The following is a 13005-nucleotide window of genomic DNA, read 5'->3' as shown; positions in this document are numbered from 1 at the left end:
ACCGACGCCAAGATCGGACCGATCGTCAGCGAATCATTTGCCGCTCCTACTCGGCCTTGGCCTTGGCGGCGGCGATCCAACGGTCGAGCAACGCTTCGGCCTTACCGGAATCCACTGTTTCGGCGGCAAGATCATAGGCCGCCTTGAACCGCTCCGCGAGCGTGCCATCCGGGTTCGGCAGCAGACTGTGATCGGCCACGATCGCAGACGCCGCATTGAGCAGCGCGGTGGTGCGGAACGGCAGGTCCTTGCCGGCGAGGAAGTCGCACATGGCCTGGGCATTGTATTCCGGCTCGCCGCCACGCAGATCCGCCACGGAGATGCGCGCCAGACCGAGCTCGACCGTGGGATCGAATTCAGTCTCCGTCACCTTGCCGTCGCGGATCTCCCACACGCTTACCGGGCCGGTGGGAGCCATCTCGTCCAGCCCCTCGGACGAGGTGTAGACCATGCCGTCCTGTCCACGGCTCGCATACACCTGGGCCATGATCGGGCTCATGGCACGATTCGCGCAGCCGATGGCGACATGCTTGGGGTTGGCTGGGTTGGTCAGCGGTCCGAGAACATTGAATACGCAGGGAATACCCAGTGCCGCACGCACCGGTCCGACGAAACGCATGGCGGGATGGAACGTCTTGGCAAACGCGAAGGTAATGCCGACCTCGTCGGCGACTTCACCAACCGCTTCCGGAGCGATGTTCAGCGGCAGCCCAAGCTGTTCCAGACAGTCGGCGGCACCGCACTTGCTCGACGCGGCACGATTGCCGTGCTTGACGATCTTCACACCGGCTGCGGCGGCCACCACGGAGCCCATGGTCGACAGGTTCACCGTAGCGGCACCATCACCACCGGTTCCGACGATGTCCGTGGTCTCGCCCTGCACCTGCAGCGGCACCGCGTGAGCGACCATGGCCTTGGCCGCGCCGGACACTTCCTCGCTGGTGAGGCCGAGCTGCTGCTGGGTGGCCAGCACCGCACCGACGGCCGCCGGATTGGCCTTGCCCTGCATGAGGTCGTCGACGTACCACTCACTTTCCTCGGCGCTCAGGTGCTCGCCGCCGACGAGCTTGGTCAGGATGGCTTTCCACGTGAATGGTTCGGACATGGCTGTTCCTCCTTGGCGCACATAGGCATGCGCTCTGTACAAATTCCGCTGTCATTGTAACGGTTGCATGTTGCGGACACTAGCATCGTCACCAAGGAGTCCATTATGCGAAAAGGAGGCTCCCGCACGAATGTGCGGGAGCCTCCTCAACACGATCGGTCATAACCGATGGCGGATCACCGGCAACGGTGATCTACCGTCACGGTCACTTCGCGTTCTTGCCGTGGCAGAGCTTGTACTTCTTGCCGGAGCCGCAGGGGCAGGGCGCGTTGCGCGGCGTGCCTTCGAAGACACGACCGTCGGATTCCGGAGCGTGCGCCTCGTTGCTCTTGGGACGCTTGGAAGCCGGAACCTTGGCGTCGGCATGGCTGATCGGCTTGGGACCGGTCACGCTGCCCATCTCGGTCTTCACCGGCTCGGCGGACTCGCCTTCGGCTTCGGTTTCGGCGACCTCGGCCTCATCGGCGTCCTCGTCGACCGTTTCCGGTTCGGCGGGCGCGCTGGTCTCGAGCTCGTCCGTGGATGCGGTCTCGGCATCGTCGGCGGTCTGCTCGGATGCCTCGGCGATGGCCTGGTCCTCGTCGGCGTTGCTGTTCGGGTCCTCAGTGCGCGCGTACTGCTGGATGTCCAGGTGGAACAGCAGGCGGATGGACTCCTCCTTGATGCCCTCGACCATGGAGTTGTACATCTGGTAGCCCTCGCGCTGGTACTCGGTCAGCGGGTCGCGCTGGCCCATGCCGCGCAGGCCGATGCCGTCCTTGAGGTAATCCATCTCGTACAGGTGCTCGCGCCACTTGCGGTCGAGCACGGCGAGCACCACACGGCGCTCGAGCTGGCGCATGCCGTCCGCGCCGGCGATCTTCTCGAGCTCGGCGTACTGGGCCTTGGCGTCCTCGACGATCAGATCGTGCAGCTTCTCAACGGCCTTCTCGGACTTGAGGCCTTCGACGGCCTTCTCGCCGTCCTCGACGTCCAGACCGATCGGGTAGATCTGGCCCAGCGCCTTCCACAGACCCTTGAGATCCCAGTCGGCGGGCTTGTCGCTGCCCTGGGCGGCGCCCTTGATGTACGAGGAGACCGTGTCGGACAGGAAGCGCTGGATGTCCTTGCTGATGTCCTCGCCCTTGAGCACCGCCTGGCGCTCGGCGTAGACCACGGTGCGCTGCTTGTTCATCACGTCGTCGTACTTGAGCACGTTCTTGCGGATCTCGAAGTTGCGCGACTCAACGGCCTTCTGCGCGTTGCGCACGCCCTTCGACACGCTCTTGGCCTCGATCGGCTCGCCGGTGGGCATGCCCTTGGCCATCACGCGGGCCACAAGCTGCGTGTTGAACAGACGCATGAGGTTGTCCTCGAGCGACAGGTAGAAGCGGGACTCGCCCGGATCGCCCTGACGGCCGGAACGACCACGCAGCTGGTTGTCGATACGACGGGACTCGTGGCGCTCGGTGCCCAGCACGTACAGGCCGCCGAGCTTCTTGACCTCCTCGTGCTCGTCCTTGACCTGCGCCTTGACGGCGGCCAGGGTCTCGGGCCACAGACGCTCGTAGTCCTCCGGGGTGTCCTCCGGGGAGTAGCCCTGCTTCTTGAGCTCCTGATCGGCGAGGAACTCGACGTTGCCGCCGAGCATGATGTCGGTGCCTCGACCGGCCATGTTGGTGGCCACGGTCACGGCGCCCTTGCGGCCGGCCACGGCCACGACCGCGGCCTCGCGCGCATGCTGCTTGGCGTTGAGCACCTGATGCGGGATGCCGGCCACGTCGAGCAGCGAGGAGACGACCTCGGAGGACTCCACGGACGCGGTGCCCAGCAGCACCGGCTGGCCCTTGGCGTGCCTCTTGGCCACGTCCTTGACGATGGCGGCCAGCTTCTCCTTCTTGGTGCGGTAGATCAGATCGTCCTTGTCCTGACGGATCATCGGACGGTTCGTCGGAATCGGCAGCACGCCCAGCTTGTACGTGTTCATGAACTCGGCCGCCTCGGTCTCGGCCGTACCGGTCATGCCCGCGAGCTTGTCGTACATGCGGAAGTAGTTCTGCAGGGTGATCGTGGCGAAGGTCTGGTTCTCGGCCTTGATCTCCACGCCCTCCTTGGCCTCGATGGCCTGGTGCAGGCCCTCGTTGTAGCGGCGGCCCGGCAGCATGCGGCCCGTGTGCTCGTCGACGATGAGCACCTCGCCGCCCTGTACCACGTAGTCCTTGTCGCGCAAGAACAGCTCCTTGGCCTTGATCGCGTTGTTGAGGTAGCCGATCAGCGCGGTGTTGCTCGGCTCGTACAGGTTGTCGATGCCCAGGTAGTCCTCCACCTTGGTGATGCCCGGATCGAGGATGCCGACGACCTTCTTCTTCTCGTCGACCTCATAGTCCTCGTCGCGGTTCAGCTTCGGGACCAGCTTGGCGAACTGACGGTACCAGCGCGTCACATCGCCCTCGGCCGGACCGGAGATGATCAACGGGGTACGGGCCTCGTCGATCAGGATGGAATCGACCTCGTCGACGATGGCGAAATGATGCTCGCGCTGCACCAGATCGGCCTTGTCCCACGCCATGTTGTCACGCAGGTAGTCGAAGCCGAACTCGTTGTTCGTACCGTACGTCACATCCGCCGCGTACTGCTTGCGACGCTCCGGCGGCTTCTGATCCGTGATGATGCAGCCGGTGGTCATGCCCAGGAAACGGAACACACGACCCATCAGCTCGCTCTGATAGCTGGCAAGGTAGTCATTAACGGTGACCACATGCACGCCCTTGCCCTCCAGGGCGTTAAGATAGCTCGGCAGGGTGGCCACGAGGGTCTTGCCCTCACCGGTCTTCATCTCGGCGATGTTGCCCCAGTGCAGGGCCGCGCCGCCCATGAGCTGGACATCGAAGTGACGCATGCCAAGCGTGCGCTTGGACGCCTCACGAACCGTGGCGAACGCCTCCGGCATGATCTTGTCGAGATCCTCGCCGTTCTCGATGCGCTGCTTGAATTTGGCGGTCTGCGCCTTGAGTTCGTCGTCGGACAGCGAGGAGATCTTATCTTCCAAGGCGTTGGTCGCTTCCGCCACTGACTGGAGTTTGCGAAGCTGTCGTCCTTCGCCTATACGCAGGATCTTGTCCAGAACTGCTACCACGAGTCGTCTCCTCAACGTTTGACGGTAAGTTGGTGGTTGAGCCCGATTTCTTTTCCATTCGGGCACAAACTGCAACTATATTACGCGATCATTGCGATTTTCACGGTTAATCCGTTCGAACAGCATAATTCGAGGCATCAAAAAACGCCCCCGGAATGATTCCGGGGGCGTTTGACGGGGGTTGAGAGGCTTACTTGGCCTTATCGACGTTCTCCGGGGTGTCGATCTCGAAGACGCCGTAGCTCCAGCCGTGGCGGTGGTAGACGACGGACGGACGGCCGGTCTCCTTGTTGACGAACAGGAAGAAGTCGTGGCCGATCAGCTCCATCTCGTACAGGGCCTCGTCGATGCTCATCGGCTCGGCGATGTGCAGCTTGCGGCGAATGACAATCGGCGTGTCGCCGACCTGCACCTCGACGGACTCGCCAGGACCGAGGTCTCCGGCGACGGCGTCCGCCGGGCTGTTGCTCGGCTCTTCGGCCACCGGCTCCTCAGCCTGCGGCGGCTCGACCACACCGAGGTCGATGGGCTGCGGGTTGGTGTAGCCGCGGCGGTGATCCTTGCGGCGGTCACGGGAGCGGCGCAGACGCAGGGTGAGCTTGTCCAGCGCCAGATCGAGAGCGCTGAACTCGTCGGCGCTCGAGGCTTCGGCGCGCACCACGGTGCGGCCGGCGATCACGGTGATCTCCACCTTCTTGGCGGTGTCGGCCTGACGGGGGTTGCCCTCGTGCGTGACGACCACCTGAGCGCGCTGTGCGTCGGGGGCGATTGCGGTCACACGATTCATCTTGCTCTCTACGACATCACGGAAGCGCTGCTTGATCTGCGTGTGACGTCCGGTAACGACGATTTCCATGTGGACCTCCTTTATCGAGCGGCATCGGAGCCGCTGTGGACACCTAACAGCATCTTCGCGAAAGGTTGCTTTTATCTTAACTGACGATTTACGGATTTGTCGGAAATCCGCGTAACGAAAATCATCGTTTCTTTTTCCGTGTTCTCCCGGGTGCGTCTGCTATGGCGACGCGGATGTCTCGGGACATGGTATGCTTGTCCGCCGAGACCTCCTGATGGCCGCGACGGCGTTTCGCCGTTGAGGAACTTCCGGGCTCCATAGAGCACGATGGCGGATAACGTCCGCCCAGGGTGACCTGAGAGATAGCGCAACAGAGAACAGACCGCCGGCTTAGGCCGGTAAGGGTGAAACGGCGGTGTAAGAGACCACCGGGCCTCTGGTAACAGAGGCCGCATGGCAAGCCTCATCGGGAGCAAGGCCAAGCAGAAGACGGTAAGGGCTGCTCGCTCGTGTCTTCGGGTAGGCTGCTAGAGCCTGGCGGTGACGTCAGGTCGAGATGGATGGCCATCCGCGTGACTGGTTCACGTGACAGAACCCGGGGTATCGGAGGTCTCATTCAATCGCTTTCGCAACCGTCGTCGTCATGGAAGACGTCGGCGGCAACCTGTCGGATCAGGTCCGGCGCATGGCCTTTTCGCCCTCCGGCCGACCAGAACCGGCGAAGTCGTCTGTCCCGTTCCATGCCGACGGTGCGACGCGCCACGACACGCCCGAGCTCATAGGCCGACTCCACAAAGTCGCCGTTCCGCGCCGCCTCCGCGGCCACACGCGCGGCCAATGCACGGTCCACACCTTTGCGAGTCATCTCGCGAATCGTTCCGGCCTCGCCCAAATGCCGGGACAGGCAGTAGCGAACCATGGATTGCGCATAGCGTTCATCGTCGACCAGACCGACACGAATCAGGCCGTCCACCACGTCGGTGACGACCTGCTCCTCATAGCCCTTGCGCTTCAGACGGTCGGACAAGGCGCCCGACGAACGCGGCGCCGCATCAAGCAGGCTCAACGCCGCCTCGCGACAGGCGTCACCGTCTCGTGGATCCTCCGGGCCTTCCCCGAAGGATCCACGAGAACCGAATCCCCCGCGACGCGGCATGGTCCGTTCAGGGCGGCCACCATGGGACTTATCGTCACGGGTGAACCGGGATCGGCCGCCGGCTGCGGCGACCGATCCAGCGGCATCGCCGTCCTGCAGCCGGACGGGATTGGTCCGCAGAAACTCCTCTACGGAAATCACCGTCAGGCCTTTGCCGAGGTCTTGGCGCCGGCTGCGGACTTGGCATCGGCCGGCTTGGCGGAAGCCGCCGCGGCACCGTCCTCAGCCGGGGTCTTCTCAGCATCCTCCGAAGGCTGGGCGTCACGCTCATCGGGCTGTTCCACGCCGAAGGCGACCTTGACCTTGTGCTCGATCTCATCGGTAAGACCGGGATTGTCCTTGAGGAACTGGCGGACCTTCTCCCTGCCCTGACCGAGCTGGTCCTCGTCGTAGGTGAACCAGGAACCGGACTTCTTGACGATGCCGCTTTGCAGGGCCATATCCAGTACGGAGCCCTCCCTGGAGATGCCTTCGCCGTACAGGACGTCGAATTCCGCGGACTTGAAGGGCGGGGCCATCTTGTTCTTGACCACCTTGACCTTGGTACGGTTGCCCACGGCATCCTCGCCCGCCTTGATGGTCTGGATACGCCTGATGTCCAGACGCACGGACGCATAGAACTTCAGCGCCTTGCCACCGGTGGTGGTCTCCGGGGATCCGAAGAACACGCCGATCTTCTCTCGAAGCTGGTTGATGAAGATCGCGGTGGTACCGGCCTGGGCCAGCGCGCCGGTCATCTTGCGCAGCGCCTGGCTCATCAGCCTTGCCTGCAGACCCACGTGGCTGTCTCCCATGTCGCCTTCGATCTCGGCCTTGGGCACCAGCGCGGCCACGGAATCAATGACGATGACATCAAGCGCACCGGAACGGATCAGCATGTCGGCGATCTCCAGCGCCTGCTCGCCGTTGTCCGGCTGCGACACGATCAACGAATCGGTGTCCACGCCGAGCTTGCGGGCATATTCGGGGTCGAGCGCGTGTTCGGCATCGATGAAGGCGGCCACGCCGCCGTTCTTCTGCGCATTGGCCACCACGTGCAACGCCAGCGTGGTCTTGCCTGACGATTCAGGACCATAGACCTCGACAATCCTGCCCTTCGGCAGACCACCGATGCCCAACGCCAGATCCAGTGCCAACGAACCGGTGGGAATGACCTCCACGTTCTGAATGGGCTTGTCGCCCAAGCGCATGGCGGAACCCTTACCGAAGCTCTTCTCCACCTGCGCCAATGCTGTATCAAGAGCCGCCTGCCGCCGCGCGGCCAGCTGGTCGGCCGAATCCTTCTTAGTCTGCTGTGCCATCACTGTCTCCTTGCAACGTTTTCCAACTGCGTTGTCACCGTATGCACGGCCGCACCGATGACGCCAGCCATGCCGGTGATGTGAACAAACAGAGCCCCCTCCCCCGGCGATCGGAATTCGACCCGCAATCAGGTCTCATGGCGATCGGGGACACACGGAGTCACCGTCGTCCAGCAGTCACTTCCTATGACTATACCCGAACATTTGTTCGAAATCTGTGCGACACTCCGAAAGCATCGGAATCGGCTGGGATAATCGGCACTCGACAGTCAATCGATCAGAAACGGCCATCCGCCGGCATCGGCGGCGCATTATGCTCCCGCCCCCATCTGCGGGAATCGGGGATATCCATCTGATCGCACAGCACGTTCCACACCACACGAGGCTGGACGCCGGCCGCCAACGCCTCGACCGAGGTCATCGAGTCAAGCGCCGTCAGACTTTGATCACGGGACAGGCTTCGACCGTATGACCGGCCGAAGACCTCATCCACCAACTGCCAGAATTCACGTTCCCTCATACCGAACGAATCTAGTTGCGGGCCTCCACCTCACGCACACGATCGGCGACCATCATGAGCATGTCGCTCAAACGCACGCCGAGCGCCTGGGTGATCGACACCAGCAGCTCGGAACTGGCCTCCTTCTGGCCGCGCTCGACCTCGGACAGATATCCGAGCGAGACGCCGGCCTTACCACTGACCTCGCGCAGTGTCTTGTGATCCTTGGTACGCAGCGAACGCAGCACCTCGCCGATGACCTTGCGCAGTGAGATCTGCCCATCCTCGCCGGCCACCACACGGGTGCGCTCGGCATCGTTCGCCTTGTCGGCCAGACCGTCCTCACGGTCGGCATTGGCCCACATGCGGTTCAGGGCGGCCTGACGGTCATCCTTGGCCTTCTTGGCCGCACGGGCACGCAGGATCTGCTGCTGCGCGAACGCCACGGCGCGCCGCTGTGCCGGGGTGAGGTTCTTGGCCATGGCCCTGCCGTCGGGAACAGCGACGGCGGAACGTTCCGCGGAACGCATCTTGACGTCGTTTTCGTATCGTGTTGCCGTAGTCGTCATATCCACTCCTTAGTCCAACCCGTTTTCTCGAAAATTCTCTATCTTCCCCAACCGGTCATGGGGCGGGATATTCCGCTTTTGGTAGGAAATGTCACATAATGTGATGCAATTCACACGGTTGGGCACCTGCTTCCGCCCGGACGACACGCAATCCGGTCTTACGCAATAAGTCCGATATGCCGTCTGGGCCGTGCCGGACATCGTCGAATGACTGAATTTGGTCAAACTGATCGATCTAGCAGTGCGTTCAGACGTTTCAGCACCGCCTCCACCGTCTCCAGACGCACCTGCTCGCGGGTGCCGGAAAGATGCAGCTCCTGCGCCTCGACGACGTTCTCGTCCGTCCGCCCCTCGCACGGCAGACTGATGCCGATGTAGACGAGTCCAGCGGGCTTGTCGCCGTCGGGGCCGGGGCCGGCTACGCCGGTGGTCGACAGGCCGACCACCGTACCGTGGTATTCGGGAAGCGTGGTGTACAACCGCGCCGTGGCGCACGCCATCTGCATGGCCACCTGCGGGTGCACCGCGCCCTCGCGGTCGAGCAGATCCGCGTCCACGCCGAGAATGCCGGCCTTGGCATGAATGTCGTAGGTGACCGCAGAGCCCAGGAAGACCCTGGACGCGCCGGGAATGCGCACGAACGAGTCCGCCAGCAGTCCACCGGTCAGCGATTCCGCCGCGGCGATGTGCCAGGAACGTTCCTCGCAGATACGCAACGCCCGGGCGGCGAGATCATCCCGCCTCGACCGTGCGGCGATATCGTTGGACGCGGTCATCGCGCGTCCTTGGCGTCGGAGGAACCCGCCGGCTTGACGAACACGCCCTTGAGGTACTCGTAGCCGGAGTAGAGGCACAGCACCAGCGCGACGACAAGCAGTGCGTAGGCGAGCAGATAATACCAACGCACCCAACCGGTATACACGCCGTTTGCGCCGGCATCAGCACCGGCCAGCGACCACATGGGCACCATGTAGAACGACAGGGCGACCGACTGGAACACGGTCTTGAGCTTGCCCGGCCAGGCGGCGGCGATCACCTTGCCGCCGGTGTCGATCACGAAGAAGCGCATGACGGTGATGCCGATCTCACGCACGAGGAACAGCACGGTGATCAGCCACGCGAGCGGGAACTCGGAGAACGCGGACAGCACGATCAGCGCGGAGCACATGAGCAGCTTGTCGGCGATGGGATCCATGAGCTTGCCAAGTTCGGTGACCTCATTGCGGGAGCGGGCGAGATAGCCGTCGATCTTATCGGTGCTGGCCGCCACGATGAACAGCACGGCGGCCACCCAGCGCAGAATCAGGTCATTACGTCCTTCGGGGCCGGCCATCACGGTCAGCACGATGTAGACGAGGACGAGCACGATGCGGGCGTAGGTGACGAGATTCGCCGGCGTGTTCCATCCCACAAGCAGAGGATTCTTGGCCTGCTGCGACGCATTGTTCTTGTCTGACATCGATCACTCCTCGATCCGTTCGCGGAAACGCCCATATATGGGGATCCGTTCCCGGACCATCAACATAACCTTGTTTGCGATTCCCTAGGGTAGCGCATGGTATCGTACCGCCGCTCCATAACGGGGACGAGATCGTCGTCAACGCCCATGGCATGACGGCGATCCCGCCGGAATCGGCGCCCCACTGCATCCGGTCACTCGCCGGACTGTCCGCCCGGCTCCGGTTGTAACGGCGTGATCGACGAGGTCTCGCCACGAATGAACGCCAGCACCTGAGGAAGATCCTGCGGCTGGACGAGCACCTGACGGGCCTTGGAGCCCTCCGAGGGGCCTACCACGCCGCGGGATTCCAGAAGATCCATAAGACGTCCGGCCTTGGCGAAGCCGACGCGCAGCTTGCGCTGCAGCATGGACGTGGAGCCGAACTGCGTGGTGACCACCAGTTCCGCCGCCTGCAGCAGCACCTCCATGTCGTCGCCGATGTCCTCGTCCGGCTCGACGGCGCTTTTCTCGGCTTCCTTGGCCATCTGTTCGATGTCCTCGCGGTAGCGCGGCTTGCGCTGGGTACGCACGAAGTCGACGGCGGCGCGGATCTCGGACTCCGAGACCCACGATCCCTGCACGCGCTTGGGCTTGGCCTCACCCATGGGCAGGAACAGCGCGTCACCCTGGCCGATGAGGCTTTCGGCGCCCGTGGTGTCAAGGATGACCCTCGAATCGGTTGCCGAGGACGTGGCGAACGCCAGACGGGACGGGATGTTGGCCTTGATCAGACCGGTGACGACGTCGACGGACGGACGCTGCGTGGCCAACACCAGATGCACGCCGGCGGCTCGCGCCAGCTGCGTAATGCGCTGGATGGAGCTTTCCACGTCGTTCTTCGCCACCATCATGAGGTCGGCCATCTCATCGACGACCACGAGGATGTAAGGATAGGGCGCAATCTTGCGGTTGGAGCCCTCCGGTGCATGCACCTTGCCGGCGCGCACGGCCTCGTTGAAATCCTTGATATGACGGAATCCGAAGTACTGCAGGTCATCGTATCGAGAGTCCATCTCCTTGACCACCCACTCCAGTGCCTGCGCGGCCTTTTTCGGATCGGTGATGATCGGGGTGAGCAGATGGGGGATGCCGGCGTAGGCGGACAGCTCCACGCGCTTCGGGTCGACCATGATCAGACGAACCTGTTCGGGGGTGGCTCGCATGACGATGGAGGTGAGCATGGAGTTGATGAAGCTGGACTTGCCGGAACCGGTGGCACCGGCCACCAGCAGATGCGGCATCTTGGTCAGGTCGGCGGTGACGAAGCGTCCCTCCACGTCCTTGCCCACGCCGGCGAGCATGGGGTTGTGGTCCTTGACGGCCTCGTCGCTTCTGAGTACGTCGCCCAGATGCACGATCTCACGGTCGACGTTCGGGATCTCGATGCCGATGGCCGATTTGCCGGGGATCGGGGAAAGGATACGCACGTCCGAGCTCGCCACCGCATAGGCGATGTTGCGCCGCAGATTGGTGACCTTCTCGACCTTGACGCCGGGGCCGAGCTCGACCTCGTACTGGGTGACCGACGGGCCACGGAGGAATCCGACGACCTGGGCGTCCACCTTGAACTGCTGGAAGGTGGAGCGTAGCGCGGCGATCACCTTGTCATTGGCCGGCGTGCGTGCGGCGTGGGGCTTGCCATGGGCAAGCAGCTCGAGATCGGGAAGATGGTATTCGTATCCATCGGCGTTGGCCGGCGCCGGAGCGGCCGCAGGCGACGATGCCGCCGGAATTGAATCCGACGACGGCTGTGCCGGAACGACGGCGTTCGTCTCGGATGAGGGGACGGAACGAGCCGGAACCACGGCCGTACCGGCGGGCGCAGAGACGGTCGGGGACACGATGGGCGTGCCCTGGCTGAGCACCGTGGTGCCGGAGGGCCCCTCCTCCCCCGTCGCAGCGGAATCGGAGACGGGATCGAGAATGGCGGTGGCCCAGGGGTCGACGCCCATGGCGCGGGTCTCCGGCTCAGGCTGGGAGGCCGGGCCTCCTGCGGAGGAGACGGAGCGCGGCGCGTGTGCGGGCAGCCCGTCGACGGATTCCACGGCGGTCTCGGCAGTGTCGCCGTGCGACCGTGCGGCCTTGTCGAAAGCGGTGTCGGCGGCATAGGAGTCGAGCTTGTCGTCCGTCTTGTCCTTGGCACCGCTGGAGAACAGCCGACGCCACCACGACTTCCATGCCGGTTCGGCTTCCGTCACAGCGGGAGCCGCGGCCTCGTCGTGAGAGGGGACGCCGTCCGCCAGCACGAGCGTATCGTCGCCGAGCGTCACCTCACTGGGCGAACGCTGAGACGCCGTCTTGTCCCGTCGCTCGGATTCCGCCTCGCGTTCATGATCCTCCTCCCAGCGCAGACGAAGGGCGTGACCGTAGGAGGAGATGTCGGTCATGGTGACGCCTGTGATCAGCAGCAGCGACAGCAGGGCCACGATAACGAACAGAATGACGGAGAACGCCTTGGACAGTCCCCAGGTAAGCGGCGAGCCGAAGGCGAATCCGAGGATACCACCGGAGCCCTGCACCATCTTCAGATTGAACTCGTGGACGTTGCCGATACGAACCGCGTCGATGATCGAGCAGACGGACCATAGCAGCAATCCCAATCCGGCCAATACCCGAGGACGGTTGATGGACCGTAGCGTGGAACTGACAACGCACAGGGCCGCGTACAGCAGAATTACCGGCAACAGCACGCTCATCACGCCGAACAGCGTGGCGGCGATGGCGTGGAGGAACTGTCCGATCGAGCCATTGACGCGGAACCATTCACTGGCGCAGAACAGCACCGCCGCCACAAGCAGGCCGAAAAACAGCATGGTGCGATGCCATGCCGATTCGGGCCCGTGCGTCAACGGCGGTCTGCCCTGGGTGCCGGTGCCTTTCGACGACGATGTTCTGCGTGAACTCGCGGATCGGCCCGAAGCCGAACGTGGGGATGATTTCTGTGCCATAGCAATGCCTGATAT

10 protein-coding genes and 1 other RNA gene are annotated in these 13005 nt (G+C 63.5%); 1 reads left to right on the top strand and 10 read right to left on the bottom strand.

The window, feature by feature from the left end:
- Nucleotides 1–46: 46 nt before the first annotated feature.
- The 3 genes from trpD to hpf form a co-directional block, all read right to left on the bottom strand.
- Nucleotides 47–1105, bottom strand: coding sequence for an anthranilate phosphoribosyltransferase (trpD, locus tag D2E23_RS07050; RefSeq protein ID WP_126030247.1), 1059 nt, complete (start codon nucleotides 1103–1105; stop codon nucleotides 47–49).
- 205 nt (nucleotides 1106–1310) lie between these two features.
- On the bottom strand, nucleotides 1311–4220 hold the full coding sequence (gene secA / locus D2E23_RS07045; protein WP_126030246.1) for a preprotein translocase subunit SecA: 2910 nt from the start codon (nucleotides 4218–4220) through the stop codon (nucleotides 1311–1313).
- Nucleotides 4221–4410: 190 nt separating this feature from the next.
- Nucleotides 4411–5076: a ribosome hibernation-promoting factor, HPF/YfiA family gene (gene hpf / locus D2E23_RS07040; protein WP_126030245.1), complete on the bottom strand. Its 666-nt coding sequence runs from the start codon at nucleotides 5074–5076 to the stop codon at nucleotides 4411–4413.
- Nucleotides 5077–5278: 202 nt separating this feature from the next.
- On the opposite strand from hpf, the gene rnpB reads away from it, so the two are divergent.
- Nucleotides 5279–5635, top strand: an RNA gene (gene rnpB / locus D2E23_RS07035) — RNase P RNA component class A.
- Here the strand turns inward: rnpB and D2E23_RS07030 are convergent.
- From D2E23_RS07030 to D2E23_RS07000, 7 genes are all read right to left on the bottom strand, one after another.
- Entirely contained in the window at nucleotides 5633–6313 is a 681-nt protein-coding gene (locus D2E23_RS07030; protein WP_206432013.1) for a regulatory protein RecX, read from the bottom strand. The genes rnpB and D2E23_RS07030 overlap by 3 nt on opposite strands.
- 2 nt (nucleotides 6314–6315) lie before the next feature.
- Entirely contained in the window at nucleotides 6316–7473 is a 1158-nt protein-coding gene (gene recA, locus D2E23_RS07025; protein WP_126030244.1) for a recombinase RecA, read from the bottom strand.
- Nucleotides 7474–7750: 277 nt separating this feature from the next.
- Nucleotides 7751–7993 carry a DUF3046 domain-containing protein gene (locus D2E23_RS07020; protein WP_126030243.1) on the bottom strand — a complete coding sequence of 81 codons (243 nt, stop codon included), beginning with the start codon at nucleotides 7991–7993 and terminating at the stop codon, nucleotides 7751–7753.
- Nucleotides 7994–8004: 11 nt separating this feature from the next.
- Nucleotides 8005–8502, bottom strand: coding sequence for a helix-turn-helix domain-containing protein (locus D2E23_RS07015; RefSeq protein ID WP_126030305.1), 498 nt, complete (start codon nucleotides 8500–8502; stop codon nucleotides 8005–8007).
- Between the two features lie 260 nt (nucleotides 8503–8762).
- On the bottom strand, nucleotides 8763–9317 hold the full coding sequence (locus D2E23_RS07010) for a CinA family protein (protein ID WP_126030242.1): 555 nt from the start codon (nucleotides 9315–9317) through the stop codon (nucleotides 8763–8765).
- Entirely contained in the window at nucleotides 9314–10000 is a 687-nt protein-coding gene (gene pgsA, locus D2E23_RS07005; RefSeq protein ID WP_126030241.1) for a CDP-diacylglycerol--glycerol-3-phosphate 3-phosphatidyltransferase, read from the bottom strand. The genes D2E23_RS07010 and pgsA overlap by 4 nt, the downstream gene beginning before the upstream one ends.
- 194 nt (nucleotides 10001–10194) lie before the next feature.
- Nucleotides 10195–12990: a DNA translocase FtsK 4TM domain-containing protein gene (locus tag D2E23_RS07000; RefSeq protein ID WP_126030240.1), complete on the bottom strand. Its 2796-nt coding sequence runs from the start codon at nucleotides 12988–12990 to the stop codon at nucleotides 10195–10197.
- Between the last annotated feature and the right edge of the window lie 15 nt (nucleotides 12991–13005).

It is taken from the genome of Bifidobacterium callimiconis, assembly GCF_003952005.1.
Lineage (GTDB): Bacteria > Actinomycetota > Actinomycetes > Actinomycetales > Bifidobacteriaceae > Galliscardovia > Galliscardovia callimiconis.
The sequence above is the reverse complement of the archived record's forward strand: the minus strand, read 5'-3'. Positions and strand labels throughout refer to the sequence as shown.